The following is a 12,992-nucleotide window of genomic DNA, read 5'->3' on the forward strand; positions in this document are numbered from 1 at the left end:
ATGGACGATGTGAGCACCGCTGCAGAGACTGTCCCGGAAGCTGCCGGCAACGGCGTCGTTTCGGCGACAGCCATCCCCGCCGATGAGCTGGCGCGGCTGACCGACGACATCGTCTCGGCGCTGAAGACCGTCTACGACCCGGAAATCCCGGCCGACATCTACGAGCTTGGCCTCGTCTATAAGATCGACATCGAGGATGACCGGTCGGTCAAGATCGACATGACGCTGACGGCGCCGGGCTGTCCGGTGGCCGGCGAGATGCCGGGCTGGGTCGAGAACGCCGTCGGCGCCGTCGAGGGCGTTTCCGGCGTCGAGGTCGCAATGGTGTTCGACCCGCCGTGGACGCCCGACCGCATGTCGGAAGAGGCGCAGGTTGCGGTCGGGTGGTATTGAGCTTGACTTGCACGCTAGGTGAAACTTCACCATCTTAAGGGCAGACTCATTCCGTGGGCCTTGAACCCGCGCGAACGTGGAGAATGACATGGGACGCTTCGCCGTCATCACGATGACCGACAAAGCCGCCGATCGGGTGCGCGAGATCGTGGCCACGCGCGACAACGCGCATGGCATCCGCCTTGGCATCAAGAAGGGCGGCTGCGCCGGCATGGAATATACGGTCGACCTAGTGACCGAGCCGAACCCCAAGGACGACCATATCGAGCGCGACGGCGCGCATGTCTATGTCGCGCCCGAAGCCGCGCTCTTCCTGTTCGGCACCGAGATGGATTTCGAGCAGACGACGTTGCGCACCGGCTTCACCTTCAAGAATCCGAACCAGAGCTCGGCCTGTGGCTGCGGCGAATCCGTCGAATTGAAGCCGGCCGACCTCAAGGCGCTTGCAGAGGCGCGCGCCTCGACCTGACCAAGCTCCCAGGCGCTTCTGCTCAGTCCGGCAGCGCGGCGATGACGACAAGCTCGACGACAAGATCGGGCTGCGCCAGGGCGGCCACGCCGATCACCTCCGATGGCGGCGGATTGTTGTAACTGCAGTGCTTCGGGCAGTGCTCGGCGAAGAATTCGTCCAACACGTCCAGACGGAAGTTGGGTGAGCTGAGAACGCCGCCGGACGGAAAAGGTCCTTTGACGTAGAACGTCACCTTGACCAGGTGGTCAAGCGAGCTGCCAAGTTCCTCCAGATCCGATTTGATGGTTGCGAGGATTTCGCGCCACTGCGTTGCCGCGTCGCCGACAGCGCCGTCCTGGTGTTTCGACGGATCGTAGTTGTCGACGGTGGCGGTGTTGCCGGACAGAAAAACATATCCCTTGGCGCCCGAGACGACCGTGCCCTTGCCCCAGGGCATCAAACGATCGCCTTTGAATTTCTTGTGCGTCGTGAGGTTCATTTCAGCCTCCTGTCCCTAATCCACCCACATCCCAGTTCGCTTGTGCCAGTCGGCGATCGATTCCTCGGGGTAGACGTCGAACACTTTGTCTTGTCTGCCGACGACCGGCTCGACCCAGTTCGCCTTGTATTTCAGCATCAGATGCACCTTTTCCGGCGGTTTCGGCAGGTCGGTGTCGATCGCCGAGGCGAAGGGATGGACGAGATCCGGCCAGGTCGGGTCGTAGAGCCAGAGAGCCGCGCCGCATTTTTTGCAGAAATTGCGCTCGCCGGTCGAGACCTCGCAATGCGGATGCTCATCGTCCTCGATCTCGGCTCGGTAGACGCCGAGGCTGCGCTTGCCCCTGATGTTCATCGTCTCGTAATCGGCGCCGAGATTGATGGCAAAACCGCCGCCGCCCTGCTGCTTGCGGCAGATCGAGCAGTAGCAGAGCATGAAAGGCACGGGCGTGTGGCTTTCCACCTCGAAGCGGACGGCGCCGCAGCGGCAGGAGCCTTTGAGCAGGACGGGCATGGCGGGAACTCCGTTTTCCGATCTCAACCTGTCAGCATGCTTTTGGTTGCGGCGATGACAAGGCCGGCGACCGATGAGATGATCGCGGCATGGACAATACGCGCCTTGAAGAACTGTTCGAAAGTGTTGGGCCGATCGGCATCCGAAAACTCTTTGGCGGCAAGGGCATCTATTGCGACGGCGTCATCGTCGCGGTGGTCGTGCGCGGCGAGCTGATGCTGAAGGCGGACGAGGAGAGCATTCCCGATTTCGAGGCCGCTGGGTGCCGCCAGTGGACTTATACCGGCTCGCGCCACGGCAAGGACGTGGCGATGCCCTATTGGAGCGTGCCCGACAACGCGTTTGACGATCCGGACGAGATGGCGGTGTGGGCGCGGCGGGCCTATGAGGCGGGACGAAGGGCTGGGAAGTGATTGGTCCGCTGTTGAAACACTGTGAAGGTCACGTCGAGGCTGCCCCCTCATCCGGCCGCTTCGCGGCCACCTTCTCCCCGTTGGGGAGAAGAGCTTGGCGCAGGCGCCGGCAAGCTCCTCTCCCCTAGGGGAGAGGTCGGGTTGCCCCGAATTGCTCTTCGCAATTCGGCCTTGGCAATCCGGGTGAGGGGGCTGCGCGGCGTTCCCTACAACGCCTTGGCGATCTCCGCCGCCAGCCGCGCATTGTTCTCGACCAGCGCGATGTTGGTCTTCAAGCTACGGCCGCCGGTCAGCTCAAGGATCTTCGACAAGAGGAACGGCGTGACCGCCTTGCCGGTGACCTTCTGTGCCTCGGCGGCCTTTTGTGCCGCCTGGATGTAGCCGTCCATCTCGTCGGCTGGAATCTCGTCATTCCGCGGCACCGGATTGGCGATGAGGATGCCGCCGCCCAGGCCCAGCGCCTGGCGCGTGCGGTAGAAATGCGCGATGTCTTCAGGCGCGTGCAGCGTCAGCGGCGCGCGGAAAGGCGACTGCCTCGACCAGAATGCCGGCATGGTCTCGCAGCCATGGCCGATGACCGGCACGCCGCGCGTTTCCAGCACCTCCAGTGTCTTTTCGATGTCGAGGATCGCCTTGGCGCCGGCCGAGACGACGATGACCGGCGTGCGCGCCAGCTCGTCGAGGTCGGCCGAGATGTCGAAGCTCTTCTCCGCGCCCTTGTGGACGCCGCCGATGCCGCCGGTGGCGAAGACTTTTATGCCGGCCATATGCGCGGCGATCATGCTGGCCGCAACCGTGGTGCCGCCTGTGCGCTTTTGAGCGACCGCGAAGCCGATATCGGCGCGCGACAGCTTCATGGCGTCGCCCGTCATGGCGAGCGATTCGCGTTCGCCGTCGGACAGGCCGATCTTGATGCGGCCGTTGACCACGGCGATCGTCGCCGGCACCACGCCGACGTCGATAATGATCCGCTCGACCTTGGCCGCCATCGCGCCATTGTCGGGGTAGGGCATGCCGTGGGTGATGATGGTGCTTTCCAGCGCCACCACGGGCCGACCCGCGGCGAGCGCCTCCGCCACGGGCGGATGGATATCGATGAAGGGGCGGGCGGTCTCGGGCGTCATGGCTGTCTCCGATCAGGAGGAAGTAGAGGGTTGGTAGCCCTATGCCACCTCCCGTGCCTCCGGCACAAGCGCAAGCGCTTGGCCGAAGTTGGCGCTCGTGAAGGACGGCACGGCTTCAGGGCTCTCGATGGCGAGCATCGCCGCCGCAAGGCCTTCGCGCAGCGCTGCGCGCAGCGGCAGGCCGCGCAGCAACGCGGCGACCGTCGCGCCGGTCAGGGCGTCGCCGGCGCCGGTTACGTCGGCGACTCGGCGCGGCGCGGGCGGGTCGATCTCGAAGATGCCGGTGCCGTCGAAGCCCAGCACAGGAGCGCTGCCGGCCGTGACCACGCCGGCATTCAGGCCAACCCGCCTGAGCGCGTCGACAAGAGCTTTGCCGGACAGTTCGGCGCCGACCAGCGCGGCGGCTTCGCGGCGGTTCATGAAAAGCAGCGACAAATTCCCGAGCAATGGGGCCAGCCGAACGACCTTGGCCGGCGAGACGGCGATGGCGAAGACCGGCCGGCCGCCGGCCTGCGCCACCAGGCGCTCGAGCGCGGCCGTTGGCAGGTTGGCGTCGCACAGGATGGCGTCGGCCGCGGCGATCGCCTCGCGCACCTTGGAACGCCTTATCTGCTTGGGAAAGGCGAGATCGTAGAGCGCCATGTCGGCCAGCCCGACGATCAACTCGCCCTCGGCGTCGATCAGCGCCGTGTAGCTCGGCGTCGTGCGGTCAAGAAACACCACCGAGAGATCCGTTATCCCGGCGCCGTCGATCGCCGAGGCGACCGTGTCCGCCGCCGCGTCGCCGCCGCGCACCGAGATCAGCGAGGCCGATACGCCGCGCTTCACCACGCTGCGCAGCGCGTTGAAAACGACGCCGCCGACATCCTCGCGCATCATGCCGGGGTTGGAGGCTGCCGGAACATAAATGCCGGAGACCTGGCCGCGCCGGTCGATATGGGCGCCGCCCAGCGCCAGGATAGTTGGGGATGTCGGCATATTGGTCTGTGACTTCCGTTGATCGTGCGGCTGCGCACACTAGGTTTCCTCAGGTCACCCTGCAATCGGAGTCGCGATTCGGGATGGCCGGATATCGAAATCTTTTCCGGACCAGTGGTTGTGCCCCGCACCAGTCCTGGTGAGACAAAAATAGAACAAATCCAGATATTGATTGTTTTTCAGATATTTGTTGCCTCTTGCCAAATGAGAACAAAAAAGGTACAAAATGGCAGGGATCACGGATTGTCCGGCCTTCATTGACGACCAAGGGGTGATGTATCATGGCTCAGAATACTTTGCGGCTTGTAGAGGATAAGGCAGTGGACAAATCAAAGGCTCTGGATGCGGCGCTGTCGCAAATCGAGCGCGCTTTCGGCAAGGGCTCGATCATGCGGCTCGGCGCCAACGAGCAGGCGGTCGAGATCGAAACTGTGCCGACCGGCTCGCTCGGCCTCGATATCGCGCTCGGCGTCGGCGGCCTGCCGCGTGGCCGCATCGTCGAGATCTACGGGCCGGAAAGCTCGGGCAAGACGACGCTGGCGCTGCACACGGTTGCGGAAGCCCAGAAGAAGGGCGGCATCTGCGCCTTCGTCGATGCCGAGCACGCGCTCGATCCGGTCTATGCCCGCAAGCTCGGCGTCGACCTGGAAAACCTGCTGATCTCGCAGCCCGACACCGGCGAGCAAGCGCTGGAGATCTGCGACACGCTGGTGCGTTCGGGCGCCATCGACGTGCTGGTCGTCGACTCGGTCGCGGCGCTGACGCCGCGCGCCGAAATCGAAGGCGAGATGGGCGACGCGCTGCCCGGTCTCCAGGCCCGCCTGATGAGCCAGGCGCTGCGCAAGCTGACCGCTTCGATCTCGCGTTCCAACACCATGGTCATCTTCATCAACCAGATCCGTATGAAGATCGGCGTCATGTTCGGCTCGCCCGAGACGACCACGGGCGGCAATGCGTTGAAATTCTACGCCTCGGTGCGCCTTGACATCCGCCGCATCGGCTCGGTCAAGGATCGCGACGAAGTCGTCGGCAACCAGACCCGCGTCAAGGTGGTCAAGAACAAGCTGGCCCCGCCCTTCAAGGTGGTGGAGTTCGACATCATGTATGGCGAGGGCGTGTCCAAGACCGGCGAGCTCGTCGACCTCGGCGTCAAGGCCGGCGTGGTCGAGAAGTCGGGCGCCTGGTTCTCCTATAATTCGCAGCGTCTCGGCCAGGGCCGCGAGAACGCCAAATTGTTCCTGCGCGACAATCCCGACACGGCGCGCGAGATCGAGATGGCGCTCAGGCAGAATGCCGGGCTGATCGCCGAGAAATTCCTCGAGAATGGCGGCTCCGAAGGCGGCGACGACGGTTTCGGGGACGAAGCCGGCGCCATGTGAGGTTGGACAAGGCGATTAGCCGGCTTGGCCGGAGTTCGGCCACAATCCCGGTTTATTGCCTCATGCTTATGTAATCGAGTTCTTGAGTATTGCGTCCCGAACCGCCGGCCTCTGCGCTGGCGGTTTGCGTTTTGCGGGCGATGCTGAGCCGCGGTTCGCCGGCCGGTTGACCCGAAGCGCGTCGCGCTGCGATGAATTCCGCCTGCGCTTGGTCTGTTTGTGCGTGTCGTTTTCCCAAAGCCGCTTGCGCACTTTTGGGCGACATGCCTGTTTCCGTGTTTCTGGACAGGCTCAAGAGCTATCGCTAAAAGGCCCATCTATCTTCTGAAACATGAAAGCCCATCAGCCGCCGGCAGCGCCGGCGGTTCTTGCGAAAGAGGCAGTATGCAATGAGTGGCGTGAACGACATCCGGTCGACATTCCTCGACTACTTCCGCAAGGAGGGCCACGAGATCGTCGCCTCCAGCCCGCTGGTGCCGCGCAACGATCCGACGCTGATGTTCACCAACGCCGGCATGGTGCAGTTCAAGAACGTCTTCACCGGCCTGGAGAAGCGCTCCTATTCGCGCGCCGCGACCGCGCAGAAGAGCGTGCGCGCCGGCGGCAAGCACAACGACCTCGACAATGTCGGCTACACCGCGCGCCATCTCACCTTCTTCGAGATGCTCGGCAATTTCTCGTTCGGCGACTATTTCAAGGAGCGTGCGATCGAGCTTGCCTGGAACCTGATCACCAAGGGCTTCGGCCTCAAGAAGGACAAGCTGCTCGTCACCGTCTACCACACCGACGACGAGGCGGCGACTTACTGGAAGAAGATCGCCGGCTTCTCGGACGCCCGCATCATCCGCATCCCGACCTCGGACAATTTCTGGGCGATGGGCGACACCGGCCCTTGTGGTCCGTGCTCGGAGATCTTCATCGACCGCGGCGAGCATATCTGGGGCGGCCCGCCCGGCAGCCCGGAGGAAGACGGCGACCGGTTCCTGGAATTCTGGAACCTGGTGTTCATGCAGTATGAGCAGGTGACGAAGGAAGAGCGCATCGATCTGCCGCGCCCCTCGATCGACACCGGCATGGGCCTGGAGCGCATGGCCTCCATCCTGCAGGGCGTCGAGAGCGTCTTCGAGACCGACCTGTTCAAGCATCTGATCGACGCGGCGTCCTCCGCGCTCGGCCAGGGTCCGAACCGGGAGAACGTAGCGTCGTATCGCGTCATCGCGGACCACCTGCGCTCGTCCTCCTTCCTGGTGGCCGATGGCGTGCTGCCGTCCAATGAGGGGCGCGGCTACGTGCTGCGCCGCATCATGCGCCGCGCCATGCGCCATGCGCAGCTGCTTGGCGCGAAGGAGCCGCTGATGTGGCAGCTGGTGCCGGCGCTGGTGCGCGAGATGGGCCAGGCCTATCCGGAGTTGGTGCGCGGCGAGGCGCTGATCACCGAGACGCTGAAGCTCGAGGAAACACGCTTCCGCAAGACGCTGGTGCGTGGCCTCGGCCTGCTTTCGGACGCCACGGAGACGCTCAAAGCCGGCGACATGCTGGACGGCGAGACGGCCTTCAAGCTTTACGACACCTATGGCTTCCCGCTCGATCTGACGCAGGATGCGCTGCGCCAGCGCAGCATCTCGGTCGATATCGCCGGCTTCACCGACGCGATGGAGCGGCAGAAGGCCGAGGCGCGCGCGCATTGGGCGGGCTCGGGTGAAGCCGCGACCGAGACCGTCTGGTTCTCCGTGCGTGAAAAGACCGGCGCGACCGAATTCCTCGGCTACGAGACCGAACAGGCGGAAGGCATCGTCCAGGCGCTGGTCAAGGACGGCAAGACCATCGACAGCGCAAACCAGGGCGATGCGGTCGCCGTGGTCGTCAACCAGACGCCTTTCTATGGCGAATCCGGCGGCCAGATGGGCGATACCGGCGTGATCTCCGGCGAAGGCTTCTCGATCGAGGTCTCCGACACGCAAAAAAAGGCCGATGGCCTGTTCGTGCATCTCGGCAAGGTGGCTAAAGGCACGGTCGCGACAGGTGCGGCCGTCGAGCTCAAGGTCGATCATGCCCGCCGCTCGAAGCTGCGCGCCAACCATTCCGCGACGCATCTCATCCACGAGGCGCTGCGCGAGGTGCTGGGCACCCATGTCGCGCAGAAGGGCTCGCTGGTCGCGCCCGAGCGCCTGCGTTTCGACATCTCGCACAACAAGCCGATCTCGTCGGACGAGCTCGAGGAGGTCGAGCGCATGGCCAACGAGATCGTCGTGCAGAACAGCCCGGTGACGACGCGCCTGATGTCGGTCGACGATGCGATCGCCGAGGGCGCGATGGCGCTGTTCGGCGAAAAATACGGCGATGAGGTGCGTGTCGTGTCGATGGGCACCGGCCTGCATGGCGCCAAGGCCAATCGGCCCTATTCCGTCGAGCTTTGCGGCGGCACGCATGTAAGGTCGACAGGCGATATCGGCCTGGTGCGCATCCTTTCGGACAGCGCGGTGGCCGCAGGCGTGCGCCGCATCGAGGCACTGACCGGCGAGGCGGCGCGCAAGCATCTTGACGAGCAGGACAGGCGGCTGAAGGCTGCGGCGGCGACCCTCAAGATCTCGCCGGCCGACGTGCCGGCTCGCGTCGAAACATTGCTTGAGGAACGCAAGAAGCTTGAGAAAGAATTGAGCGAAGCGCGCAAGAAACTGGCGCTTGGCGCCGGCCCGGCGGTATCCGATGCTCCGCCCACCAACGAGACCGTCGCAGGTGTCGGCTTCCTCGGCAAGGCGGTCAGCGGCGTAGCGCCGAAGGACCTGAAGCCGCTGGCGGATGCCGGCAAGAAGACGCTCGGCTCCGGCGTGGTCGTCTTTGTCGGCGCCGGCGAGGACAACAAGGCGAGCGTGGTCGTCGGCGTCACCGACGATCTGACCGGTCGCTTCAGCGCCGTCGATCTCGTGCGCGTCGCGTCCGCCGTGCTTGGCGGCCAGGGCGGCGGCGGCCGGCCAGACATGGCGCAGGCGGGCGGCCCCGATGCTTCCAAGGCCAATGATGCGATCGCGGCGGTGAAGGCGGCGCTGGAGGCGGCTTAGTCCAGGGGCTGACTATCGAAACGTCGGCGGGACAGCGCCCCCCTCTGTCCTGCCGGACATCTCCCCCACGAGGGGGGAGATTAGCAGCTCCAGCGCAGGCGCGCTTTTCTGCGACGCTGAAAATTAGCGAAAGCCGATGCGACGTCTGATCTCCCCCCAAGTGGGGGAGATGTCCGGCAGGACAGAGGGGGGCGCTGTCCCGTGGTCTTTTCAATACTGTCAGCTTACCTTCTCGGTTCGCGCAAAGCTCGGACGACCAACAACGCGCTGATACCATTCCTGGATATCGACAAACCGCGCAAGCAGATCGCGCCCCTCCGCGACCTTGAGGAAATAAGCGATGATCGGCGCTGCGTGCAGGTCGGCCAGCGTCAGCTGGTCGCCGAGCAACCATGGTCCTTTCGCTTTCAGCGATGTCAGAACCTTAAGCACCGTCTCTGCCTGGCGGAGCCCCGCGGCGATCAACGCCTCATCCGGCGGCGTCTTTTCCAGCCGCTCGACGGCGACGTCCCAGACCATGGCGCGGTAGCCATAGGCGTCGAGCATGCCGATGATCTGGCCCATCCGGGCGCGGCCGCGGGCATCCGCCGGCCGCAGCGCGGGACCGTCGAAGGCTTCGTCGATGTAGCGTGCGATCGCGCCGGTCTCGAACAGGCGAAAACCGTCATGCTCGAAGGCCGGGATGAGGCCGAACGGGTGAAGCTCCAGATACCAGGCCGGGACTCCCTCGGCGGCGAAGATGTCGAGCGGCACCAGTTCGTAGCCGACGCCTTTCTCCTCCAGCGCCATCCGCGCGATGCGTACATAGACACTGTAGTCCGCGCCGTAGAGAGTTGGCTTGCCCATTTGGCCTGACCTCGCTTCCCCGCTTGCCGCACAAAAAGCGAAGGCTCCTTTCGGAGCCTTCGGTATGCTGGAAATCCGGGTTTACCCCATGGCCTTCTGCAAATTCTCGTCGATCTTGTCGAGGAAGCCGGTGGTCGAGAGCCAGGGCTGGTCGGGGCCGATCAGCAGCGACAGGTCCTTGGTCATGAAGCCGCTTTCGACGGTCTGGATGCAGACCTTTTCCAGCGTCTCGGCGAAGCGCTTCAGCTCGGCATTGTCGTCGAGCTTGGCGCGGTGGGCGAGGCCGCGCGTCCAGGCGAAGATCGAGGCGATCGAATTGGTCGAGGTTTCCTCGCCCTTCTGATGCTGGCGGTAGTGGCGGGTGACGGTGCCGTGCGCGGCCTCTGCTTCCACCGTCTTGCCGTCCGGCGTCATCAGCACCGAGGTCATCAGGCCGAGCGAGCCGAAGCCCTGTGCCACGGTGTCGGACTGCACGTCGCCGTCATAGTTCTTGCAGGCCCAGACATAGCCGCCCGACCATTTCAGGCTGGAAGCGACCATGTCGTCGATCAGGCGGTGCTCGTACCAGAGTTTCCTTGCCTTGAACTCGGCCTCGAACTCCTTCTCATAGACTTCCTGGAAGATGTCCTTGAAGCGGCCGTCATAGGCCTTGAGGATGGTGTTCTTGGTCGACAGATAGACCGGGAAATTGCGCAGCAGGCCGTAGTTCAGCGAGGCGCGGGCGAATTCGCGGATCGACTCGTCGAGATTGTACATGGCCATGGCGACGCCGGCGCCCGGCGCGTCATAGACGTCGTGCTCGATCACCTGGCCGTCCTCGCCGACGAACTTGATCGTCAGCTTGCCCTTGCCGGGGAAGCGGAAGTCGGTGGCGCGGTACTGATCGCCGAAGGCATGGCGGCCGACGACGATCGGCTTGGTCCAGCCCGGCACCAGGCGCGGCACGTTCTTCATGATGATCGGCTCGCGGAAGATGGTGCCGCCGAGGATGTTGCGGATGGTGCCGTTGGGCGACTTCCACATCTTCTTCAGCTTGAACTCCTCGACGCGCGCCTCGTCGGGGGTGATCGTCGCGCATTTCACGCCGACGCCGTATTTCTTGATGGCGTTGGCCGAGTCGATCGTCACCTGGTCGTTGGTGGCGTCGCGGTTCTCGATGCCGAGATCGAAATAGTCGAGCTTCAGGTCGAGATAAGGGTGGATCAGCTTGTCCTTGATGAACTGCCAGATGATGCGGGTCATCTCGTCGCCGTCGAGCTCGACGACCGGGTTCGCCACCTTGATCTTCGCCATGGAAAGAATGCCTCGTTGCTGGGGGATCTGAACGGCCTTGCCCGCATGGTTTCGGCCAGGGATGCGGGAGCGTATATCAAAGGCTTTTTCGGCGCGCAAACCGCGATCCGCCTGGGCGGACGAGGTGCCGCTGTTGTGAATGCTTCATTTTCCCAGCCGGATGTGGCAGGGGACGCCGAAACGCCGCAAACCCCGGTTACCCACAGCCATGCCAGCCATCGAAGACACAACCAAGACCGCTTCCGCCGGACCGGCGATCATCCTGGTCGAGCCGCAACTTGGCGAGAATATCGGCATGGTTGCGCGGGCGATGGCGAATTTCGGGCTGTCGGAACTGCGCCTTGTCAATCCGCGCGACGGCTGGCCGAGCGAGAAGGCGCGCGCGGCCGCCAGCCGCGCCGACCATGTCATCGACGCCACCAGGGTCTTCGACGATCTGGCATCGGCGGTTGCCGATCTCAACTTCGTCTTCGCCACGACCGCGCGCGAGCGCGACGGCTTCAAGCCGGTGCGCGGTCCGGTGGAAGCGGGCAGGGCGCTCCGGGCTCGCGAGCAGGCCGGGCTGCGTACCGGCATCCTGTTCGGCCGCGAGCGCTTCGGCCTCTATAATGACGAGGTTGGGCTCGCCGACGAGATCGTCACCTTCCCGGTCGATCCCGGCTTTTCCTCACTCAACATCGCGCAGGCGGTGCTGTTGATATCCTATGAATGGATGAAGTCCGGCCTCGCCGACGAAACCCAGACCAATTTCTCCGGACCGGAACTGGCGCCGGCGACCAAGGAGCAACTGCACAGCCTGTTCGCCTATCTGGAAAACGCGCTGGAAGCGCGCGGCTATTTTCGCCCGGAAGAAAAGAAGCCGAAGATGGTCGACAATCTGCGCGCCGTGCTGACGCGCCCGGGCTTCGCCGAGCCGGAGCTCAAGGTGCTGCGCGGCATCATCTCCTCGCTCGACCGGTTCTCGCCGGCGATGCCGCGCGGCGACGGCTCGCCTGGGGATGATCCGCGACGGCAGCCGGCCTCTGCGCGCGCGAAGAAGGAAAGTTGAACCGGGCGAAGAAGAGCGTGCGCGTTCACGCGGCCTGCGGAAAAGCTGCTGGCATTTGCCATTTCAACACCATGATCGTTCAAGATAGGAGCACCGCTGGCCAGATCACGGGCCGGTCTTCTCTGGGGCCGACAAGATGAACCATCGATCAAGCCAACGCCCGATCCTGATGTTCGATTCCGGCGTCGGCGGGCTGACGGTGCTGCGCGAGGCGCGCGTGCTGATGCCCGACCGCCGCTTCGTCTATGTCGCCGACGACGCGGCTTTTCCTTACGGCGCCTGGGAGGAGCCGGCGCTCAAGGATCACATCCTCACACTGTTCGGCAAATTGCTCGATCGCCTGCGGCCGGCGATCTCGGTCATTGCGTGCAATACAGCCTCGACGCTGGTGATCGACGCGTTGCGCGAGACATTCCCGGGCCATCCTTTCGTGGGCACGGTGCCGGCGATCAAGCCGGCCGCCGAGCGCACCCGATCGGGCCTGGTATCGGTGCTGGCGACGCCCGGAACGGTGAAGCGCCAGTACACGCGCGACCTGATCAGCAAATGGGCGCAGAAATGCCATGTGCGCCTGGTCGGCAGCGACCGGCTGGCGGGGCTCGCCGAAATCTACATGCGACAGGGTTTCGTCGACGAGGAAGCCGTGCGCACCGAAATCGCGCCCTGTTTCATCGAGCGCGAGGGCAACCGCACCGATATCGTCGTGCTCGCCTGCACGCATTATCCTTTTCTGGTCAACCGCATGCGCAAGACCGCGCCCTGGCCGGTCGACTGGATCGATCCGGCCGAGGCGATCGCGCGGCGCGCCATGTCGCTGCTTGAGCCTGTCGGAGAAACATCCGGCGACAGCGAGCCCGATCTTGCCGTCTTCACCTCGGGCAAGGTGGATTTTGCCACGCGTCGGCTGATCCAGGGCTTTGGACTGACCGCGCGCTAGACCGGTTCACCGTTCCATGGAACGGTGAACCCCCATCTCTTTGTTTTAACGCAATTCCG

13 protein-coding genes are annotated in these 12,992 nt (G+C 64.2%); 7 read left to right on the forward strand and 6 right to left on the reverse strand.

What is annotated here, in order from left to right:
* Window positions 1-393, forward strand: a complete 393-nt coding sequence (locus tag RFM41_RS18170) for an SUF system Fe-S cluster assembly protein (RefSeq protein WP_320244878.1) — start codon at window positions 1-3, stop codon at window positions 391-393.
* 88 nt (window positions 394-481) lie between these two features.
* The gene (sufA, locus tag RFM41_RS18175) at window positions 482-862 is read left to right on the forward strand and encodes a Fe-S cluster assembly scaffold SufA (RefSeq protein WP_320244880.1); all 381 of its coding nucleotides are present in this window, start codon (window positions 482-484) and stop codon (window positions 860-862) included.
* A 22-nt stretch (window positions 863-884) separates the two neighbouring features.
* Here sufA and RFM41_RS18180 read toward each other — a convergent pair whose 3' ends face one another.
* The gene (locus tag RFM41_RS18180) at window positions 885-1,343 is read right to left on the reverse strand and encodes a RidA family protein (protein ID WP_320244881.1); all 459 of its coding nucleotides are present in this window, start codon (window positions 1,341-1,343) and stop codon (window positions 885-887) included.
* 15 nt (window positions 1,344-1,358) lie between these two features.
* Entirely contained in the window at window positions 1,359-1,856 is a 498-nt protein-coding gene (locus tag RFM41_RS18185) for a GFA family protein (protein WP_320244882.1), read from the reverse strand.
* 89 nt (window positions 1,857-1,945) lie between these two features.
* Here RFM41_RS18185 and RFM41_RS18190 point away from each other — a divergent pair, with 89 nt between their 5' ends.
* Window positions 1,946-2,269, forward strand: a complete 324-nt coding sequence (locus RFM41_RS18190) for a TfoX/Sxy family protein (RefSeq protein ID WP_320244883.1) — start codon at window positions 1,946-1,948, stop codon at window positions 2,267-2,269.
* A gap of 206 nt (window positions 2,270-2,475) precedes the next feature.
* Here the strand turns inward: RFM41_RS18190 and RFM41_RS18195 are convergent, their stop codons facing one another.
* Together RFM41_RS18195 and RFM41_RS18200 are read right to left on the reverse strand one after the other, a co-directional pair.
* On the reverse strand, window positions 2,476-3,393 hold the full coding sequence (locus tag RFM41_RS18195; protein ID WP_320244885.1) for a pseudouridine-5'-phosphate glycosidase: 918 nt from the start codon (window positions 3,391-3,393) through the stop codon (window positions 2,476-2,478).
* Window positions 3,394-3,432: 39 nt separating this feature from the next.
* Window positions 3,433-4,371, reverse strand: a complete 939-nt coding sequence (locus RFM41_RS18200) for a carbohydrate kinase family protein (protein WP_320244886.1) — start codon at window positions 4,369-4,371, stop codon at window positions 3,433-3,435.
* A 281-nt stretch (window positions 4,372-4,652) separates the two neighbouring features.
* On the opposite strand from RFM41_RS18200, the gene recA reads away from it, so the two are divergent.
* Entirely contained in the window at window positions 4,653-5,750 is a 1,098-nt protein-coding gene (gene recA, locus RFM41_RS18205) for a recombinase RecA (protein ID WP_128257260.1), read from the forward strand.
* Window positions 5,751-6,139: 389 nt separating this feature from the next.
* A complete protein-coding gene (alaS, locus tag RFM41_RS18210) occupies window positions 6,140-8,809 on the forward strand; it encodes an alanine--tRNA ligase (protein ID WP_320244890.1) in 2,670 nt (889 codons plus the stop codon).
* A 219-nt stretch (window positions 8,810-9,028) separates the two neighbouring features.
* Here alaS and RFM41_RS18215 read toward each other — a convergent pair whose 3' ends face one another.
* Window positions 9,029-9,655, reverse strand: a complete 627-nt coding sequence (locus tag RFM41_RS18215; RefSeq protein ID WP_320244896.1) for a glutathione S-transferase family protein — start codon at window positions 9,653-9,655, stop codon at window positions 9,029-9,031.
* Window positions 9,656-9,736: 81 nt separating this feature from the next.
* Window positions 9,737-10,948, reverse strand: coding sequence for an NADP-dependent isocitrate dehydrogenase (locus RFM41_RS18220; protein WP_320244898.1), 1,212 nt, complete (start codon window positions 10,946-10,948; stop codon window positions 9,737-9,739).
* 208 nt (window positions 10,949-11,156) lie between these two features.
* On the opposite strand from RFM41_RS18220, the gene RFM41_RS18225 reads away from it, so the two are divergent.
* Together RFM41_RS18225 and murI are read left to right on the forward strand one after the other, a co-directional pair.
* Window positions 11,157-11,996 carry an RNA methyltransferase gene (locus RFM41_RS18225; protein ID WP_320244900.1) on the forward strand — a complete coding sequence of 280 codons (840 nt, stop codon included), beginning with the start codon at window positions 11,157-11,159 and terminating at the stop codon, window positions 11,994-11,996.
* 136 nt (window positions 11,997-12,132) lie between these two features.
* Complete coding sequence (gene murI / locus RFM41_RS18230) at window positions 12,133-12,933, forward strand: glutamate racemase (protein WP_320244902.1); 801 nt, start codon at window positions 12,133-12,135, stop codon at window positions 12,931-12,933.
* The last annotated feature ends 59 nt before the right edge of the window (window positions 12,934-12,992 follow it).

Origin of the sequence: Mesorhizobium vachelliae, from assembly GCF_033977325.1 — a bacterium.
GTDB classification, from domain to species: domain Bacteria; phylum Pseudomonadota; class Alphaproteobacteria; order Rhizobiales; family Rhizobiaceae; genus Mesorhizobium; species Mesorhizobium vachelliae.